Source organism: Pseudoalteromonas sp. SG44-1 (genome assembly GCF_014164315.1).
GTDB lineage: Bacteria > Pseudomonadota > Gammaproteobacteria > Enterobacterales > Alteromonadaceae > Pseudoalteromonas > Pseudoalteromonas rhizosphaerae.
Window position 1 is genome coordinate 21,365 of the sequence record NZ_JACJEW010000016.1, and the last position, 20,254, is coordinate 41,618.

The following is a 20,254-nucleotide window of genomic DNA, read 5'->3' on the forward strand; positions in this document are numbered from 1 at the left end:
ACGAGTACAGTGACTAGGTGAAATTGATATTTCATAACGTTATTTTTCTTCTCGGTATTTGTTATATAAGTTCAAATGAGTTATTGCGCTGAGATAGCCGAATAACTCATTTAGTCTACAAATTTAATAGTCTTATTTTTAAAGGTTTTGCCAGCTAATGTCAACAGCCAAAACGGCAATGTTGCATTAAAATTCCAAATTAATTGTTTTTATATTTAAAAGTTGCTTTAAATTGCATTTTTAACCGTTAAAAGCAAAGAAATTATGCTTTTTTGAAGCGTGGCGATATTCACTGTATATCTATAAATGTAATGTAAGTATATAAATTATTCGCTATTATTATCGTTATGGAGTTGTTGATAGGTGATCCTGTGAAATACTCACAATTGTTATGTGGCCTGACTTTGGCATTGTTAAGTCAACAGAGTGTGGCAAAACCACAAAATAGTAGCCCAACTGATATTGGGGTCGTTAACAAAGAGCGAATTTTATATTGGTTAGATAAACGCGGGCAGCTTGACGATAAAATAGCGCATGACAAATTATTGTCTGATTATATTGGCCGTGGTGAATCGATGCATTCACGTCGGCAGCTTAACCCTCAAGTTTTAACCCAACAACGAAAAATGGCTCAGCGCTTAGCGAGTGTGTCTTCGCAGTTACCTAACTCGACGCACAATACCGTAAAAGTGTTGGCTATATTGGTTGATTTTCCTGACTTACCTCATGATGATAATGGCTTAGCCGCAGTTGATAGCGATATGTACTACTCAAGCTATAGTCAGCAGCATTACCAACAAATGTTGTTCGCTACTGATGGTTACTCAGGTCCACAGCAGCAACCGTTGCAAACAGCGTATCAATACTATCAGCAAGCCTCAGGGGAAAGCTTAGCATTTACGGGTCAAGTTTATGGCTGGGTAACAGCCGATAATGATGCGAAAAGTTATGGGGCTCGCCAAGGGGGTAATAATGATATTGATGCCCCTAGTTTAGTGCATGAAGCGGTAGAAAAAGCCGTAGCCAAATTTAATATTAATTTAGCCGATTATGATTTAACAGATTTGGATGATCGTGATGGTGATGGGATCACCAATGAACCTGATGGGATTATTGACCATGTTATGATTTTCCACTCGAGTATAGGTGAGGAAGCCGGTGGTGGCGTACTGGGTACTGATGCAATTTGGTCACATCGTTTTTATGTGTACGACCAAAACAATCAGCCAAGTGCGGTTGATGGCAGTAGTATTCGTTTATTTGGTTATACTATAAATCCTATCGATGCTGGTATTGGCGTGGTGGTACATGAGTTTGGTCACGACTTAGGTTTGCCTGATGAATATGATTTAACCGGCAGTGCGCTGGGGGAGCCAGTTGCGCTTTGGTCTGTGATGTCTGGTGGTAGTTGGGCAGGCTCACCTCGTGGCTCACAGCCGGTGATGTTCAGTCCTTATGCACTCGAGTACTTACAAAACCGTTATCAAGGAAACTGGCTTAATCAAACGACGATATCGTTAGACGAAATCGATACCAATCAACAGCAAATACTTCGCCATAGTAGTGGGGTATCAACTGAATTAAACCAGTTAAAAATCACCCTACCAACCAACTTACAACCGTTTTATCAAGCAGTAGAAGGGCACTTGCAATACTACTCTGGCAGTGGTGATAATGTTTCAAAAAGTATGACATTTACAGTTAATATACCTGCAAGTACGCAGCCTACTTATCTTGATTTAAGTGCCTATTACAGCATTGAAACGGATTATGATTATGCTCAAGTATTAGTAAACGCACAGCCTATTGCTTCGCAATATACTCAAGCAGTCAATCCATTTTATGGAGACATTGGTCCATATATAACAGGGTCTTCAAGTTCAGTAAATGACGCTCAGCAGCCGAATAATTATTTACGGCATCGTTTTGACTTATCAGCTTATGCTGGTCAAACAATCACACTTAGTTTTAACTATAAAACGGACACTTATACTCATTATTTTGGTCTAGTGGTTGATGATATGACCATTAGCCAAGGTGATACTTTCGTTTGGCAAGATAATGCAGAGCAGTCAACACAAGCACAACTTGATGGCTTTAGCCGAGTGGGGGATCACATCTATGCAAAACCACACAATTACTATTTACAGTTACGTAGTTATTTAGGAATAGATAGTGGTTTACAAGTTGAGCAGTATTCACCGGGTTTATTACTTTGGTCTGCTAATGAACAGTATACAGATAATAATACTCCTGAGCATATTGGTGAAGGGTTTATATTGGTTGTTGATGCCGATCAAAATGCCATTGCAAAAGGTAATAGCAGCGCACCTGCCAGTACTACGATTCAGTTAAGAGATGCTGCTTTTAGTCTTTATGATCAGCGCCAAGGTTTAGGCGATACGCAGTTAACAGCAATCACTGAGTTTAATGATAATAATGATTACAGTTTTGCCACGCAACCGGCCTCTGGTGTAAAAGTTTCAACGTTTGGTTTTAATTTTTCTATTGTTGAGCAAGCGATTAATAATAGCTCAATTGAATTGAATTTAGGCTATACACCACAGTCTGGGATCAATGTAATTACTAATGATCTCGAAGCGAGTTTTGAAATTAAAGGAATGGCGTTGACCCCAACCGATAGTTTTAACTGGCAGTTTGGTGATGGACAAAGTAGTGATGAATTGAATCCAAATCATAAATTTGCCGATTACGGTAGTTACACTGTGGGTTTTACTCGTACTAATGAACAAGGGCAGCAGTTTCAAGAATCGATGACTTTTGTGCTTACTGCGCCGTTATCAATTTCTAGTGTGGATACCAGTATAGAGAAAGGCAATGTTACTGCAAAAGTCACTGTATCAGGTGGTCAAGCACCTTATGACTATGCATGGCAATTAGGTGATGGCTCAACTGCGAAAGGGCAGAGCATTAACTACCGCTATGAATACAGTGGCGATTATACCTTGAGCGTTATTGTAACTGATGCAAATGGCGCTATGCAGTCTTTTGCAACCCAAGTGTCGGCAAATGTATTACTTACAACACAGGCCAGTTACAGTGCAAAAGATTTACTGGTTAATTTTAACAGTGATACCAAAGGCGGGTTTAATAATTACACTTACAGTTGGGATTTTGGAGATGGCAGTGCTGTAAGCCAACGGGCTAATCCTACACATACTTATAACCAAGCGGGAAGTTATACAGTGACACTGATCGTGACTGATACCTCTGCAAAAGGCATAAAAAACACCTTACCGTCTAGCAAGCTTATGGTAACAGTGCAAAAACAAGTTGCCAGTTCAGGCTCCAGTGGCGGAAGTATATTTTGGTTATTGTTACTGCTACCGCTCAGTTTTCGAACAAAGAGACAAGCATAAACTAAGTGACAAAAAAGCCAGTAAATACTGGCTTTTATTATAATGCTAATAATCTAGGTTTGGTTTATAAACGGTCGATAACAGCTTGAGTGAAGTCAGTAGTACCGTGACTGCCACCTAAATCGCGAGTGGTACGATCACCCGATTTAATTACGTCAGCTACAGCACTGCGAATACGCTCTGCAGTTTCGCCCATTTCTAAATGCTCTAACATTTGAATAGATGCCAAAATAACAGAGGTTGGATTTGCTAAATTTTTACCAGCAATATCAGGTGCGCTGCCATGAACTGCTTCAAAGATTGCTGCATCTTCACCGATGTTAGCGCCAGGTGCCATACCTAAACCGCCTACTAGACCAGCACATAGATCAGATAAAATATCACCAAACAGGTTTGTAGTAACGATAACGTCAAACTCTTCAGGGCTCATTACCAGTTTCATACAGGTTGCATCAACAATCATTTCAGTTGATTCAATTTCAGGATAACGCTCAGCAACTTCACGAGCTACTTTTAAGAATAAACCTGAAGTTGATTTTAAAATGTTAGCTTTGTGAACCGCTGTCACTTTTTTACGACCTTCACGCACGGCTAGTTCGTAGGCAAAAGTAACGATTTTTTCAGCACCTTCACGGGTGATCATAGACATTGCTTGTGCTTCGTTGCCATCTTCTGATGTCACTTGGCCTAAACCTGAATACATACCTTGCGTATTTTCACGTACCGTGATGATATCAATGTCTTCATAACGTGCTTTGGTGCCAACAAATGACTTTACTGGGCGTACATTGGCGTATAAACCAAACTGCTTTCGTAATGTTACATTGATTGAAGTAAAACCTTCACCAACTGGCGTAGTTAGTGGGCCTTTAAGAGTAATTTTATTACGCGCAATAGTATCAATGGTATCTTGTGGTAATAATTCACCGGTCTTTTCTAGGGCTGCAAGACCTGCATCAACGAATTCATAATCAAAATCGCACCCTGCGGCTGTTAAGATCTCAAGGGCTGAATCAATAATACTCGGACCGATGCCGTCGCCTTTGATCACTGTGATGGTTTGTTTGGCCATGAACTTTTCCTATTACGAGTTAGAAATGCACGTAAATGTGACGCATTATTATACCAATCGACTTAAATATTTAACCATTCTAGCGTGCTAAATAAAGCGCTAACTGCGTTATGAATTTCTCAAGTAGAACAACTACATGTCGAAATTTATGCCTTGTTATCACTCTATTTATCTGTCGCTATAAATGGCTAGTAACTTAACACGATTGGTATTAAGCGATTACTTGTTAGATTATTTACGTGAATGAGTTTGAAAATACAAGCGGCTTTTATAGCAATTTATTCAACTTTTTGCCAGTAAAACCCACGAAAACGCACTAAATTAGTCACTATGTCTAATAAATATTCATACGCTATTGCTTAAACCTAGGCTTGGTAGCTGTGCATAAAAATCCTCGCTGGACTGCCAATCTAAGCGTTTTAACACTTGCTCAAAAGTGTGTGTTTGCCAACTACTTTGTATTACGTTGGGTTGATACACCTTTATAACGACGAGTTTTATTGCAACCCATAATTGTGCCTCTGCAGATAAGTGTTGTTTTTTTTGCTGCTCTGCATCTAAGAGCGCTTGTGTCCATGGATTGTCACCAAGCAATTCAAGTAAATAAGCCGATAAATGCCCACTATCATGAACCGTGACACCAAATAGCCACGCAAAGGGCATACTTACATCACTTTTAGGTGAGTGTTCATACACTGTCTTACGGCTAATTGTGGTGCTACAGTATTCAATCAAATAATTAACGTAACCATAAATAGGCAAAGCGAGGTGCTCGAACTGGTTGTGTTGATCACGACTTACCAGCTGGTTTAATAAACTTATTATTGCCTGTAAGCGTAATTGTATATGTTGCATTAATGGATGTGCTTGGTAGTTTACTAATTGCTCAAAGAGCACCCGTTGAATGATCGCTGGTGCATTGTATAAGCCGACCATTGATAAACAATGGCGTAAATCTTTGCCTGCTAGGTGCTCTTTATTATAAGGCTTCACTGCTTCACGAAGTAACTCAATTGTCGCTGGATGATTGTTGAGTAATTTAGCAAGGGCACTGTATGAGTATTCTTTTTGTATTTTAACTTGGCTTATCAGCATCAGTAATTGTTGTTTTTCAAAGTTTACAATTTCAACAGGGGGGGCTATGTGCTCATTGAACCATACGCTAAACAATAATCGCTTGTCTTTACTTGGGCGTTGTTTTGAATGTGATTCTAGCTTTGCCTTAACGCTATACCATTTGGTTTTTTGCTGCTCATGCAATGCAATTAATAAATCCCGTTGCTGGTGGTTTTTACCAATATAAGTGAGCTGCTGATCGCTATAATTAACTAAAGAGCCTGGCAGGTAAGGGCCAAAATGACCGATTAATGCTTTTAATGCTTGTTGGGCAAACAGGTTAGGAGTACGGATATAAATATCAGCCACTGCCTTATAGATATCAATATGATCATTTTGGGTACGATAGGTAATGTTCATCGCAATAATATTTGCTAACGCAACTAACGTCGTTGGTCCATCATAGATCATGATTTTTGGCGTGCTTAGCAAGGCCTGCTTATACTTATTTAAGCGCGCTAAAATACACGCAATATGGTCAGTGGGAACGTTAGCTGATTGCAGTAATTTTACTGCTAGCTGATGACGCGACTGCCATTGCTTTTTTTCTTGTTGGGTAAGAGGTTGGCGCAGGGCCAGCTTATTAGTTTGTGTTTGCACACATAAATAGTTAGTTAAACACACACAAATAAGCAATTGGCTGATTTTACTGTCGTAACTTAAACTGCGACAAAATGCGGCGACAATGACACATTGATTGACCACTAAGTTGGTTGTATAACCTTGTGTTTCTGCATATAGAGTAAGCTGGGCTTGTAGTGCATTTGGATGTGAATCATAGAGTTTATAATATTGCTCAGCCAGTTGTGTCAACAGCGGATAAATTTGTGGCCACTGACTTTTATTATTATAACGCCTTAATATTTGGTGAGTTTTTTCAAATAGGCTGGCAAGATCTTGTGCGCAGAGTGCATCCATAAGTAATTAATTACCCGCGTTGCTCAAATGCATCAAATGCACTTGGGCCCCACAAAATCAATTCGCCATTTTTAAACAGTAAACCAGTACACTCATCCATAGTCGTGATCCCATCTGATTTGATATGTTGAGTACGGTAAAAAATAATTTGCCATACTTCCTCTTTATCACGTTTCGCGAATGTTAGATCAGGACTGCCTAAATACTCTAAAACTGTGTTTAAGTTAGTCGGTGTTTCGACACTTAATTTAGCGATATAACGTTTATTGAACGCTTCTCGGTCTTGCCAGATCATCGCCTGTGGATCATCTTTATAAAAAGTAATGACCAAAGTAGCGATCAAGGCGTATACACCCAAACCTAATATGAGATAGCGAAAAACCTTCTTAAACATTGTGCACTCTTACGCTGAGACTTAAATTTAGTATACGCATAGTTCAAATCCAGTGCTACGTGAATGCGATTAATTGAGCCTTAACTGCTTTAAACTAAAGCCTAAGTTAATATCTGTACGTAAACCAACCAAATGTTTAGAGGTAATATAGTCAGCCATTCCTGTCGCTAACTTTTTACGAACTGCTGTAGAGAGCGTTTCATCCTCTACCGCCAATGTTATATCTGCGTGCTTACTAATAATCTCTTGTGCTGTTTTAGTACCAATTCCCTTAATACCCGGAATATCATTCGTTTTATCACCAGCCATTGCCCAAAAATCAATTAATCGAGCTTGCTCAACACCAAAACGTTGTACGATAGAGTGATGATCTAAATATTCTTTTTTAAAATAATCATACACATTAATATAATTATTTAAGCTAGGTAAAAACCCTTTATCAGTGGAGATAATTGTACTATACAACTGATTTTGCGCCATTTTATCGGCTAATGTCGCGATAATATCATCAGCTTCATCATTTACTGGGGCAAACACCACAATACCCGTTTGCTCAATCGCCTGTTTAAATTTATCTAATGAATTTTTCAGAGTTTCAGGCATGGGGGCACGGCTGCTTTTATATTGAGCGTAATAATGATACCGCCAGCTTTTATCACCATCAAATACAGCAATAGCATGCGTTGCTTGGGTGATCTTTATAAGTTTTTCACAAGCGTGAGCTACCCGCGCGCAGCAGGTATTTATCATTTGCTCATCACTGCCTTTGTTTTGATTACTATCAACTGCATAAATGCGCCTAATTAAATTAAGCGCATCGATTAAAAGTAACTGACCTGACACGAATACATTAACCCTTATGCTTTGACTTCATAACATGGAACATATTGACTGCCTGGGAGCTTCATTCTTCCTTGCTCAACAAATGCTTGCAGCAGTTTGTCCATGGCTTTCATTAAAGTCGGTTCACCGCTAATGATAAACCGGCCATGTTGTTTAATTGCCTGTATGCCTTCGTCTTTAACATTCCCTGCAACAATACCTGAAAATGCACGGCGCAAATTAGCGGCTAGTAATTGTTTTTCTTGGTCTAAATGTAAATCAAGCCCAGCCATATTGGCATGAGTTGGCGCGAAAGGTTGCTGAAATTCATTTTCAATTTTTAACGTCCAGTTAAAGTAATATGCATCGCCCTGACTCTTGCGGTAATCACGCACATTTGCCATTGCAGATTTGAGTTTGATCCCAACTAATTCGGGGTTATCAATAATAACTTCAAATTTATCAAGCGCCTCCTTACCTAACGTCATTTCAATGAACTGGCATAATTCGCTAAAGTAATTTTCACTTTCTTTCGGCCCAGTTAAAATAACCGGTAACGACTGTTTGGCATTATCAGGGTGAAGTAAAATGCCTAGTAAATACAATAACTCTTCAGCAGTGCCAGCGCCGCCAGGGAAAATAATTATAGCGTGGGCGGTGCGTACAAAGGCTTCAAGGCGCTTTTCAATATCTGGTAAAATAACCAGTTCATTGACGATCGGATTTGGTGGCTCTGCGGCAATAATACTTGGCTCTGTTAAGCCCAAATAACGGTTATTGGTGTTGCGTTGTTTTGCATGTCCAATGGTTGCACCTTTCATTGGACCTTTCATGGCACCGGGGCCACAGCCAGTACAAATATTTAAGCCACGTAAACCAAGCTCATAACCTACTTGTTTAGTGTATTTATATTCGTTTTCATTAATAGAATGACCACCCCAGCAGACAATCATACTTGGATCGCTATTAACGCGAAGCGCTGCGGCATTACGCAACATATCAAAGACCATATGAGTAATGGCTTTTTGTTCGGTTAAATCTTTTTCGTATTTTTGACAAATAAATAAAATATCACGAATAACAGAGAAAATATGTTCGTGGATCCCAGTGATTATTTCACCATCAACAAAAGCCGTAGTCGGAGGATTGAGTAGTTCAATTTTTATGCCTCGCTCACGGCTTAATAAGCGAATATCAAAATCTTGATATTTATTGTAAATCTCTGAGCTGGAGTCAGTATGACTGCCAACATTGAGAACAGCTAGCGCACAGTTTCTAAATAACTTATAACGCTCACTGGTAGACGATTGCTCTAATAAATCAACTTCGAGCTGCGACAGTAAATCTAACACACCTGTCGGGTTTAACTGTATTAACATAGGCGTTCTCCTTGCTATAAAAAGCACTAGGTCGGTCGCTGTTATTTATTGATACACAAGCGATCACGACCGGTATTTTTTGCTTTGTAGAGAGCATCATCGGCGCGGTCAAAAGCGCCCAATGGGGTATCACCTTTTTTAAACTGCGTGGCACCGACGGAAACTGTTATCTCTACTTGTTTATCTCTGAACTTAAACGGAATCCCTTTCACCGCTTTTCTTAGTTTTTCAAGAGGTTTTTTGGCATGCTCTAAGGGCATACCTGGCATTAATAAAACAAATTCTTCACCGCCATAGCGGGCTATAAAATCAGATTTACGAATTGACATTTGCAGCGCTTTGGCAATCACTTGTAACGTTTTATCACCCGCGCTGTGACCATATTTATCGTTGATAGACTTAAAGTGATCAACATCAATCACCACTAAGGTGACATCGGATTCTTGTACTGCAAACAAATGAAATTCGTGATGAAAGCGTTCGTCAAATGCGGCTCGGTTTGGCAGTTTGGTAAGGCCATCAAGCAAACTTTTAAAACGTTGCTCATGCAGGCGTTTTTTATATTTAGATAATTTAGTTTCAAGGCTGCCAATGCGTTGATTGATCTCTTGAAAACTGTTTAGCAACATATCGCGATCTTGCTGCTCGAGGCGCTCTTTTTCAATTAAGTCTTCACTTAACGATTTTAATTCGTTATCAACTAAGGCTTTTAATGATGAAATTGAAGTAGCATTTTGGGTTTGTGCTGTCAGATTGTTAATTTTATCTTCAATGCGCTTATTTAATGCAGTAAATTCAGCCCCCATTGCTTCTGAATGTTTACTTGTAGAAACAATTGAGTGGTGTAATTCTTCAAGCGTTTGGTTCAATGACACTAAAAAGCTTTGTGCAGATTGACGCTCTTTACTGATATTGTTGGCAATGATGCGAATAATATCGATTGCAGAGGTCAATAAATCATCCACTGAATCGGTTTCAGAGATATTATTTTTGATGGTTTTTACTTGATCTGCAGCTTCATCTTCAAATACTAAATCATTAGCTAAATTGAGTAACTCTTTTGCTAAATTAGGTTGCACAGCAGTTTGCTGGCATTCAGGAATAGTCAGTTTTACTTGTAAGGCTTGATGATAAATCGTCACTAAACGATTAAGGAGTGGAATGAAATCCCGCGTCGATTGCACATTATTCAGTTCATGATCCAGTAAATGACGCAATGTTCTGCGTGCATCATCTGGTAACCCTTTGGTTTTCTGCAGTAACTTGCCAGCATCGAGCACACTGTTATGAAGTTCACGCTGATGTGTGGCCTGTTGTGCTTCTTGATTTTTTAGCAGTGTAAGAATTTCATCGATCTGTGGCGCGAATAATTCAAAATCGACCCCTTTAGCCAGCGCACTACGAAACTTAGCTAAGCGATTATCAAGTTCAATGTCCATACCTTTACAGCTTAACGATAACTTAGCTGCAAAGTGTGTCAATGTGTCTACTTGATGCTTACGTGCATGTTCAACTACCATACGAGTATCAATGGCTTGTTTAAGTTTTTTATTTAAAACTTCGAGCTGTTGTGACACTAATAGTTACCGCCATTGATTAAATCTTACATGGTTGTAAGTTTACAACAAAAATTGCACAAATGTAGTCAGTAAGTCAAAAACTTAGCATTTGTTGATGATTTTTATTCATCGAACCTATCTGCACGTGTATTTATCGCTTTTAATTCACATTTTCTATCATCATTGTTAGGCTCACGCATAATAAAATCACTTGATATATGAATTAAGAGCCTCTATGAAAAAGTTTTTAGCATTATCGGTATTAGCCGCTTTATCTCACTCGGCATGGGCCGATGTTAATTATTCACTTGCTGTTACTCAACCTGAACATCATTTAGGCAACGTTAGCGTAGAATTTCCACAAACGGCACAAGCACATTTAGATGTAAAGTTGCCAGCTTGGCGAACAGGTCGTTACGAAATTTTGAACCTTGCAAACGGTGTGCGTTTTTTTGAAGCAACAGGCGATAATGGTAAAGCATTAAAATGGGAAAAAATTGATGCCAGTACATGGCGGGTACATTTAGATAAACCAACAGAAGTTAAAATTGATTATCAAGTGTATGCTAATGAGTTAGGTAAACGTGCGCGCCATATTGATGATAGCCACGCATTTATAGATGCATCAGGCTTTTTTATGTTTAGTGAATCATTTCGTCAAGAGCCAGTGACGGTTAAGCTAGATGTACCGAAAGCATGGCGCTCAGTATCGGGTATGGATAATGCAGGCTCAAAACATAGCTTTAAAGCCGCAGATTACGATGTATTAGTTGATTCGCCGATTGAAACGGGTATTAATGAACTCCATAAATTTGCCGTAGATGGCCGAGATTATGAATTAGTGATCTGGGGCAAGGGCAACTATGATGTTGAGCAAATGCTTGAAGATCTTAAGAAGCTGGTAGCAACAGGCAATATTATTTGGGATGCTTACCCGTACCAACGTTATGTATTTATGGTACATGCAACCTCAGGGGCAGGTGGTGCCACCGAGCATTTAAACTCAACGATTATTCAGCGTCCGCGTGACCGTTTTGGCTCGCGTGAAGACTATCTTGCATTTATTAGCACCGCAGCACATGAATTTATCCATACTTGGAACGTAAAAGCATATAGACCTGAAGGTTTAGTTCCTTACGATTACACGCATATTAATTACGATAAACTATTATGGATAGCGGAAGGTTCAACCAGTTATTTTGAAGATCATTTAATGGTGCGCTCAGGGATTGCCACGACGGATGAATTTTTAAACGTGTTAACGAAAACCGTCAACCGTCATTTATCATCGCCTGGGCGTGAGGTACAAAGCGCCACCGAAACCAGTTTTGATAAATGGATAAATCAAGGTGGTGACCATGCTCGTAACTACAGTACTAATATTTACTCAGAAGGTTCATTGATTTCGATGGCCCTTGATATTGATTTACTTGAGAACAGCCAAGGTAAGCAAAGCTACCGTGATATTCATCGTGCACTTTACAATCAATATAAAATGCCGCATGGCTTTACTGCAACTGACGTGAAAACTATTTTAAAACAGTTAACGGGCCGCGATTACAGCCAGTGGTGGGCAAATAATGTTGATGCACCAGCAGATATTGATTTTGACGCACTGTTTAAAAAAGTAGGCTTAATGTTAGAGCGTCCAAAAGATGCAAAAGCCGTTGCCAGTGTTGATGCGATGGCAAAAAATACCGGTGAGTTATTAACTTTAACTCATGTGCGTCGCGATGGCGCTGCATGGCAAGCGGGTTTGACCAGCGATGACAAAATTGTGGCAATTAACAAAAAGCATGTTGGTAAAGATTTAAAATCAAGCTTAGAAACATTTAAAGCAGGGGATAAAGTAACCATTGATTTTATCCGCCGTGATGCACTGCAAAGCACCACAATAACGCTAGCACAAAGCTTTGATAAAGATAAAAAGCTAGTTGCTGACAAACAGGCAACTGCACAGCAAATGGCATTATTTAAAGCATGGATGGGTGTAGAGCACCCAAACCTCGTTAAAAAATAAATACTATTTAATGATGCTAGGTTATGAGTAAAAAGGAGCTGCGGCTCCTTTTTTGCATTTAGGAGTAGTGGGTAAAGCACGCTTAGTTTGGGCAATAAATGCCGCCGTTGCAAAGTGATTGTTTACCGCACTACGGAGTTGCTGACCTTTACGCGCTAAAAACGATTTCTTTTCGCGCGCATTACTACGCGATTTGATATCACTTACCTGCTCACAATCTTGGGAGAATGGATACGGTAGTAATGAATAGCCAGCGACTTGAGTTTCCCAAATATGTTGTAGATCACAATCAACAGGGCGAGCAAACGTTTTAGTGGCAGCTAATAATTGTTTTGCACCTTGATAACTGATTGCAGTAGCACAACATCCTGTCATCAACTTTTTATGGATCACTAATCGTTGCTCAAACTGCAACGGTATCTGATAGGCGATTTTGCGAGTACGGTTTTGATAAGCTGAGAGTTTTATAAGTTGCCAAGCAAGCGGTAATTGCTCAATATTTTTAATTGCACTACCGATACTTGAATCTAAGATAAAGTCATCTTCGAGCACAATTGCGTAATCAAGTTTTCTATCGACAATGGTTTGCCACGCTTTGCGATGGCTCAAATAACAGCCAATCTGCCCAGCACTGAGCGGGTAGTGATATTCTTGTGTATTGAGGCTAGGACTGTAATTAATTTCTTTTTGTGCTTGCGTGAGCATGGCGCCATCAATTGCATCTATACGCTCAAAACTTAGCCCATGTGCGGTTAATTGTCGCTGGCTGTTTGCCAATCGCTCGGTTGAGCGAGCGAGGTTGATCAAAAAAATAGCAGTCATAGTTAGGCCGTGCATTACTAATAGTATTTAAATCCTAACGATTGAAAATGACTAAATGATTGCATTGTTGTGTTGTTTTTATTGCTAACAGAGCTCGATGAAATATTTGTTTTCAGTATTTTGTTACACAATAGTGTGGCTATTTTGTCGCAGAAATATTGACCTTGCTAAGGCTGCACGCGTAACCTGTTATAGAAACAATAAAAAGGATTAAAAAATGCGTTTAAAACCACTCATAGCATCACTTGCTATTGTAGTATCGGGCTCAACATTTGCTGATGAAGGCATGTGGCAACCACACCAACTTCCTGATCTAGAATCAATTCTGAAAGCCAAAGGATTAGAAATTGATGCAAAATCGATTTCTAAATTAACCGAGTTCCCAATGAATGCAGTGATAAGCCTTGGTGGCTGTACCGCATCATTTGTATCGCCAAAAGGGCTGGTGGTTACCAATCATCACTGTGCTTATGGTTCGATTCAATATAACTCAACACCAGAGAACAATATTTTAGAAAATGGTTTTTTAGCAACAACACCGGCTGAAGACTTACCAGCGGCACCCGGCTCTAGAGTGTATGTAACTGAAACAGTTACCGACGTGACCAAAAAAGTAATAAAAGGCACTGAAAAACTCAGCGCCAAAGCGCGCTACGACGCGCTAGAGAAAAACGAAAAAGCATTAGTGTCAGCATGTGAAGCTGACGATAATTATCGCTGTAATGTGTATTCATTCCACGGTGGTCTAGAGTTTTACTTAATCAAATCACTAGAAATTAAAGATGTACGCTTAGCATACGCGCCTGCCATGGGCGTAGGTAAGTACGGTGGCGATATCGATAACTGGATGTGGCCGCGCCATACCGGCGACTTTTCATTTTATCGTGCATATGTAGGTAAAGACGGCAAACCAGCTGAATTTAGCGAAGACAATGTACCTTATGTGCCTGACTCATATTTAAGCGTCAGTGCTAAAGGCGTCCAAGATGGCGACTTTGTTATGGTAGCAGGCTATCCTGGGCGCACTAACCGTTACCGCATTGCTGCTGAAGTTGATTATGTATTTAATACCAGCTATCCCAAATCACGCGAGCATAATTCAAAATATGTGTCTTTAATTGAAGAGAATTCAGAAGATGGCAGCAAAGCGCGTATTGCTTATGAAAGCACTATTGCGGGTTACAATAACTATATTAAAAACTACGGGTCAATGATAGAAAGCTTTAATAAAGGCACTATGTATGAACGTAAAAAGCAATTTGAACAAGATCTCACTGCGTGGATAAACAGCGACCGTAAGCGTAAAAAACAATACGGTAAAGTGTTAAATGAACTGTCGGCGCTAGTCGCTCAATCGCAACAGCACAATGATCGTGATCGTATGCTTGGCTATGTACACCGCTCACAAATGATCAGTACCGCACGTAGCTTATATCGCTTAGCGTATGAGCAACAAAAACCTGATAGCGAACGTGAATCTGGCTATCAAGAACGCGATTTACCACGCTTTGAAGCCGGTTTAAAGCGCATGAGTCGCCGTTTTGATGCAAACGTTGATAAAGCCATTTTATTACATTTTTTAGAGCTTTATGCTGCGTTACCTAAAGAAGAGCGTTTTGCAGAAGTAGATAAAGTTTTTGAATTAGAAAATGGCTTTGATAAAACCAAGCACAGTGCACTATTAGCAAAAATGTATGCTAATTCAACGCTAGATAATGAAGACGTTCGTATCGCGTTATCTACGCAATCATTTGCTGAACTTGAACAAAGCCAAGATGCATTTATGCAATACGCGAAGGCCATCTTTGCCGTAATGAAAGCTGAAGAAGACAAAGACAAAGCACTTGCCGGTAAACTACAAGCGGCGCGTCCACAGTTAATGAGTGCTATCATAGCGTTTAATGAAGCACAAAATAAACCTGTGTATGCAGATGCGAATAGCACATTACGTGTAACGTATGGCACTGTTGGAGGCTATTCACCGCAAGACGGTTTGATAGCAACACCGTTTACATCACTTGAAGGGCTACTTGCAAAAAACACCGATGTTGATCCATTTAACGCGCCTGAAAAACTGCAACAGCAAATCAAGGCTAAAATATTTGGTGATTACACCGGTGGCATGAATACCGTACCAGTTAACTTTTTATCAAACGTAGACACGACTGGAGGTAACTCAGGTTCACCAACACTTAACGGTAAAGCCGAACTGGTAGGCTTACTGTTTGATGGTGTGTACGAAAGTATTATTGGCGATTGGGATTATAACCCAGCACTTAATCGTTCAATCCACGTTGATTCACGTTACATGCTGTGGGTGATGGATAAAGTAGATAACGCACAAAACCTATTAGACGAAATGAAAATCGTAAAATAAGTAATCAGTAAAATAGTAGGGCGCTTACCATAACGGTAAGCGCCTTTTTTAATAAGTATAATTTGTAATGACTTATGTCTACTTTTTGCTATGAGCGGAAGTTGATTTGCCGAAGCCGAACTGGCAATAAAGCACAAACAAAGCAAGTACTTACTTTATAAATGAGCTCAGAACACCGTATAGGGTAGCAATATCAATTGGTTTTGCTATATGTGCATCAAATCCTTGGCTTAAATAATCAGCAACGTCATCAATCATTACATTTGCGGTTAGTGCAATTATCGGTATATGCTTATTGAAATTAATGATATTTTTCATTGCTTCAACACCATCCATTTCAGGCATTTGTATATCCATAAGTATCAAATCAAAGTCCTTTTCTTTAGCTGCTTCTACTGCCTGTTTACCGTTATCTACAATAGTTAATGATGCATTAGTGCCTTCGAGCATTGACTGAATGACAATTTGATTGATTTCGTTATCCTCAGCAATCAGTATTTTCTTTCCCCTCAACGGCGGCGGAGTCATAGATTTTTGTACGAAAGAGCTGACACTCTTATTGGTTATAGTTAATGGTAATATGACTCTTATAGTGGTGCCTCTACCCACATTGCTTTTTACATCGATAGTGCCTCTCATCATAAGAATAAGACTGAGGGTAATCGACATACCCAGCCCAGTTCCACCAAATTTACGTGTTGTTGAGTTGTCTGCCTGTGAAAAACGATCAAATATACGAGCTTGAGCTTCCTCACTCATTCCAACTCCTGTATCAGCCACTTCAAGACTAATAGCCTGCTTTTCTTGGTAAAGAGTTTCGCTCAAGTGAATGTTTACGCTACCCTTTTCAGTAAACTTAACAGCATTCGACACAAGATTGAGTAATATTTGCTTAACACGGACAATGTCTCCTAACCAGTGATCATTAAAATTTTCATCAATATTACTGACAAGTTTAATACCCTTATTACTGACTATGCTGTCCACTTCAAATTTCACAGATTTAATTATATCGCTAATCGAGAAAGGCTCTTGCTCTAGGCTTAGTTTATTGCTCTCTATCTTTGAGTAATCCAAAATATCGTTGATAATGGTTAACAGCGATTTAGAAGACGATACTGCATTTTTAAGCATTACTTTGGACTTGGCATCGAGATACTCAGTATTGACCATCTGCAGTCCGCCTAAAATTGCATTCATGGGCGTACGTATCTCATGGCTCATATTTGACAAAAATTCACTTTTCGTTTGGGTTGCCTGCTCAGCTTTTTGCTTAGCTACTTCTAGCTCATTTATCGCATTTATTTTATCTGTAATGTCGTAATTTACACCGATGACTTTTAGAGCGTTGCCATCATTATCTCTAATAACTTCTGCGCTAGCTTTGATTGTTCTTACCTGCCCGTTTGGATGTACTACTCTAAACTCTGGATTAAAAGCACCTAAACCTGATACGGCATCCTCTAATTGTTTGTTAGACTCTTCCATATCATCAGGGTGAAGACTATGAGTCCAAGCTTCATAAGCACCAGAAAAACAATTCTCTGTAATGCCATACAGCTTGTACATCCATTCATCCCAGATTAATTCTCCCGAAATGACATCCCACTCCCACACACCAATTTGAGCTGATTCATTTGCCAATTTCATTCTCAGAGAACTGGTTTCAGCTTGGTTTTTTGCTATTTGTAATTCGGTTTCTATCTGTTTCTGATGGGAAGTATCTTGGATGACAGAGCAAATCAGCTCATCGCCATTTGCACTCTTAATTATAACGCCCGACAATTGTACGGGGTATTCATAACCCTTTTTATGAATATATTCTTTATAGTAAGGTCCGTAACGGCCTGTTTCTGAGAGGGATTTTAGTTGTTCTTTTTCTTGTTCTTCGTACTTTTTTGGTGTCAACTTCCAATAGTCCATTTGATTTAGTTCGTCTTTGTCATAACCACTAAAACGACTCAGTTCCTTGTTAACATACTCAAATAAACCATTATCTAACCTATTAATTGCAATGCCTACCGGCGCTAAGCTAAAAAACTGTTCAAATTTTTCTTTTTCCTCATTGAAAGCGTAGCTAATTCGTTCTATGTCTGTTGAAGCACTATGCAATTTGTTTTGCGTCTCAACTAATTCACTAATATCTCTACCTATGGCTAAAATAAAAGCATCACCATCCACATTTAATACAGTCAGAGATACAAGGCATGGAAAAGATGAGCCGTCTAATCGAGAGTGAACCCACTGAAACAGCTGTGGCCCTTTAGTCAGAGTATTTTCAATGTGTTCTGCGGCTATTTCCTCTGAACGTCTGCCACATGGTTGATACTCAGGTGAGATATCAGAAGGCTTTAAATTAATAAAGTTGTCTTTACTTTCCACGCCGTGCATATTGATTGCAGCTTGGTTACATTCTGTGAATTTACCAGATTTCAGATCGATTATTGATAGTGCGTCCCCAGATACTTCAAACAACTTCTTATACTTTATATTTTCAGCTCTAGCGTTTGCAAGCTGAACTTTAAGCTGGTCAATCTCCGCTTCGAGATCGTTTGTGGGATTACTCATAAGAACTCACTGTTAATTGTGTTTTTTCTTTTCCTATATATAACAATAGCTATAGTCCATTTTTTGTAAAAACAGAAGTTTTAAATAGAGAGTATTGAGTGGCTATTTCCTTATAGTACCGTTTGACGAGAATCAATATTTTTTCAAATAGCTACAAACTACGAGAAGATAATTATAGTTGGCTGTAATGATAAGTGAAAAATACAACAGATTATTGTTCTTTTTATTTTTTATAGTTAATGAGTCCAGAGGACGATCTGGAGTTAAGATACGTTCAATCAGTCAATGCACGCTTCACAGCCTAAACCATAATAAACAGCTATGTCCACTTTCTTAAGAACAGCAGGTGTTCGTTTAAGGTGGAACAAACTAACATAATTCTCTCTTAGCAGAATTTAACTTAAATCTAATTACTTCAACATCCTTTAATATATTTCATGTGCACTTTATAACCAATAAATGCTAGCTTAGTGGCAAATTAATTGAAGGAAATAATTATGAAACTTGAGTCTTTAGCGCTGCATCACGGTTATGAATCTGAACCTACAACTAAATCGGCGGCGGTGCCGATTTATAATACCTCATCGTATACGTTTGATAATACTCAGCATGGTGCTGATTTATTTGATTTAAAAGTACCCGGGAATATTTATACCCGTATTATGAACCCGACTAATGCGGTGCTTGAACAGCGTATTGCGGCCATGGAAGGGGGCATTGGTGCGCTTGCTGTGGCCTCTGGTATGGCGGCCATCACTTACGCAATTCAATGTTTATGTGAAGTGGGCACTAATATTGTCAGTACCAGCCAAGTGTATGGTGGTACTTATAACTTATTTGCCCATAGTCTACCGCGCCAAGGTATTGAAGCGCGGATGATTAAAGCGGATGACTTTGCCGGTTTTGAAAACGCGATTGATGAGAATACCCGTGCGGTTTTTTGTGAGTCGATTGGTAACCCTGCAGGGAATATTGTTGATATCGCTCGATTAGCTAAAATAGCCCATAGCAAAGGCGTGCCGCTGATTGTTGATAACACGGTGGCAACGCCGTATTTATGCCGGCCATTTGAGTTGGGTGCCGATATTGTGGTGCATTCGCTTACTAAATATATTAACGGCCATGGTACGGCGATTGGCGGCATAATTGTTGATTCGGGTAAGTTTGACTGGAAAGCCAATGCCACTCGTTTTGCGATGATGAATGAGCCTGATCCGTCGTATCATAATGTGGTTTATACCGATGCTTTTGCTGAAGCGGCGTTTATTGGTCGCTGCCGGGTTGTTCCACTTAGAAATACCGGTGCGGCACTTGCGCCTAAAAACGCCTCTGACATTTTAATTGGTCTTGAAACTTTAGGGCTAAGAATGCAGCGCCACTGTGAAAACGCGCAACAGCTTGCTGAATACCTAGAGAATCACCCTAAGGTGCTTTGGGTTAATTACGCGGGGTTAGCGTCAAGTCCCTATAACGCAATGAGTAAAACAACCACTAGTGGCAAAGCGTCTGGTATTTTAAGCTTTGGGATAGCGGGTGGCCTTGAAGCTGGCACTCGCTTTATTGATGCACTGAATATGATTTTACGTTTGGTAAATATCGGTGATGCAAAGTCACTGGCTTGCCACCCAGCATCAACCACGCATCGACAATTAAATGATGAAGAATTGGCGAACGCAGGGGTTAGCCGCGATTTAATTCGTTTATCAGTGGGTATTGAAAACATCGACGATATCATTGCTGATGTAAGCCAAGCGCTCGATAAAGCTTAGTAATGTTAGCTACAGGGGTAAAGCGTGATCCACATTAATGTTTAAACATGCATTTTAT

At 39.5% G+C, this 20,254-nt stretch carries 12 protein-coding genes; 4 read left to right on the top strand and 8 right to left on the bottom strand.

The window, feature by feature from the left end; genetic code table 11:
• The first annotated feature begins 371 nt into the window (after positions 1–371).
• Positions 372–3,380, top strand: a complete 3,009-nt coding sequence (locus H5187_RS09575) for an immune inhibitor A domain-containing protein (RefSeq protein ID WP_310736615.1) — start codon at positions 372–374, stop codon at positions 3,378–3,380.
• Between the two features lie 64 nt (positions 3,381–3,444).
• Here the strand turns inward: H5187_RS09575 and H5187_RS09580 are convergent, their stop codons facing one another.
• The 6 genes from H5187_RS09580 to H5187_RS09605 form a co-directional block, all read right to left on the bottom strand.
• Entirely contained in the window at positions 3,445–4,452 is a 1,008-nt protein-coding gene (locus H5187_RS09580) for an isocitrate dehydrogenase (RefSeq protein WP_182718661.1), read from the bottom strand.
• A gap of 345 nt (positions 4,453–4,797) precedes the next feature.
• Positions 4,798–6,486, bottom strand: a complete 1,689-nt coding sequence (locus H5187_RS09585) for a hypothetical protein (protein WP_182718662.1) — start codon at positions 6,484–6,486, stop codon at positions 4,798–4,800.
• A 10-nt stretch (positions 6,487–6,496) separates the two neighbouring features.
• Positions 6,497–6,880, bottom strand: coding sequence for a DUF3192 domain-containing protein (locus H5187_RS09590; RefSeq protein ID WP_149980185.1), 384 nt, complete (start codon positions 6,878–6,880; stop codon positions 6,497–6,499).
• Positions 6,881–6,949: 69 nt separating this feature from the next.
• Positions 6,950–7,723, bottom strand: coding sequence for a flap endonuclease Xni (gene xni, locus H5187_RS09595; protein WP_182718663.1), 774 nt, complete (start codon positions 7,721–7,723; stop codon positions 6,950–6,952).
• A 14-nt stretch (positions 7,724–7,737) separates the two neighbouring features.
• Positions 7,738–9,081 (bottom strand): nucleotide 5'-monophosphate nucleosidase PpnN, encoded by a 1,344-nt coding sequence (gene ppnN, locus H5187_RS09600; protein WP_149980187.1) that lies wholly within the window; start codon positions 9,079–9,081, stop codon positions 7,738–7,740.
• A 41-nt stretch (positions 9,082–9,122) separates the two neighbouring features.
• Positions 9,123–10,658 (bottom strand): diguanylate cyclase, encoded by a 1,536-nt coding sequence (locus tag H5187_RS09605; RefSeq protein ID WP_404687826.1) that lies wholly within the window; start codon positions 10,656–10,658, stop codon positions 9,123–9,125.
• A gap of 217 nt (positions 10,659–10,875) precedes the next feature.
• Here H5187_RS09605 and H5187_RS09610 point away from each other — a divergent pair, with 217 nt between their 5' ends.
• Positions 10,876–12,660 carry a M61 family metallopeptidase gene (locus H5187_RS09610; RefSeq protein WP_182718664.1) on the top strand — a complete coding sequence of 595 codons (1,785 nt, stop codon included), beginning with the start codon at positions 10,876–10,878 and terminating at the stop codon, positions 12,658–12,660.
• 21 nt (positions 12,661–12,681) lie between these two features.
• Here H5187_RS09610 and H5187_RS09615 read toward each other — a convergent pair whose 3' ends face one another.
• The gene (locus tag H5187_RS09615; RefSeq protein WP_182718665.1) at positions 12,682–13,482 is read right to left on the bottom strand and encodes a glycosyltransferase family 25 protein; all 801 of its coding nucleotides are present in this window, start codon (positions 13,480–13,482) and stop codon (positions 12,682–12,684) included.
• 217 nt (positions 13,483–13,699) lie between these two features.
• On the opposite strand from H5187_RS09615, the gene H5187_RS09620 reads away from it, so the two are divergent.
• Entirely contained in the window at positions 13,700–15,859 is a 2,160-nt protein-coding gene (locus tag H5187_RS09620; protein ID WP_182718666.1) for a S46 family peptidase, read from the top strand.
• 150 nt (positions 15,860–16,009) lie between these two features.
• Here H5187_RS09620 and H5187_RS09625 read toward each other — a convergent pair whose 3' ends face one another.
• Positions 16,010–18,427, bottom strand: a complete 2,418-nt coding sequence (locus H5187_RS09625; protein ID WP_182734172.1) for a PAS domain S-box protein — start codon at positions 18,425–18,427, stop codon at positions 16,010–16,012.
• A 497-nt stretch (positions 18,428–18,924) separates the two neighbouring features.
• Between H5187_RS09625 and H5187_RS09630 the strand changes: the two genes are divergently transcribed.
• On the top strand, positions 18,925–20,196 hold the full coding sequence (locus tag H5187_RS09630) for an O-acetylhomoserine aminocarboxypropyltransferase/cysteine synthase family protein (RefSeq protein WP_182761070.1): 1,272 nt from the start codon (positions 18,925–18,927) through the stop codon (positions 20,194–20,196).
• The last annotated feature ends 58 nt before the right edge of the window (positions 20,197–20,254 follow it).

Coding starts and splice junctions, on each gene's coding strand:
- H5187_RS09580 (WP_182718661.1), bottom strand. CDS start 4,452: ATGGCCAAACAAACCATCACAGTGATCAAAGGCGACGGCATCGGTCCG.
- H5187_RS09585 (WP_182718662.1), bottom strand. CDS start 6,486: ATGGATGCACTCTGCGCACAAGATCTTGCCAGCCTATTTGAAAAAACT.
- H5187_RS09590 (WP_149980185.1), bottom strand. CDS start 6,880: ATGTTTAAGAAGGTTTTTCGCTATCTCATATTAGGTTTGGGTGTATAC.
- ppnN (WP_149980187.1), bottom strand. CDS start 9,081: ATGTTAATACAGTTAAACCCGACAGGTGTGTTAGATTTACTGTCGCAG.
- H5187_RS09610 (WP_182718664.1), top strand. CDS start 10,876: ATGAAAAAGTTTTTAGCATTATCGGTATTAGCCGCTTTATCTCACTCG.
- H5187_RS09615 (WP_182718665.1), bottom strand. CDS start 13,482: ATGACTGCTATTTTTTTGATCAACCTCGCTCGCTCAACCGAGCGATTG.
- H5187_RS09620 (WP_182718666.1), top strand. CDS start 13,700: ATGCGTTTAAAACCACTCATAGCATCACTTGCTATTGTAGTATCGGGC.
- H5187_RS09625 (WP_182734172.1), bottom strand. CDS start 18,427: ATGAGTAATCCCACAAACGATCTCGAAGCGGAGATTGACCAGCTTAAA.
- H5187_RS09630 (WP_182761070.1), top strand. CDS start 18,925: ATGAAACTTGAGTCTTTAGCGCTGCATCACGGTTATGAATCTGAACCT.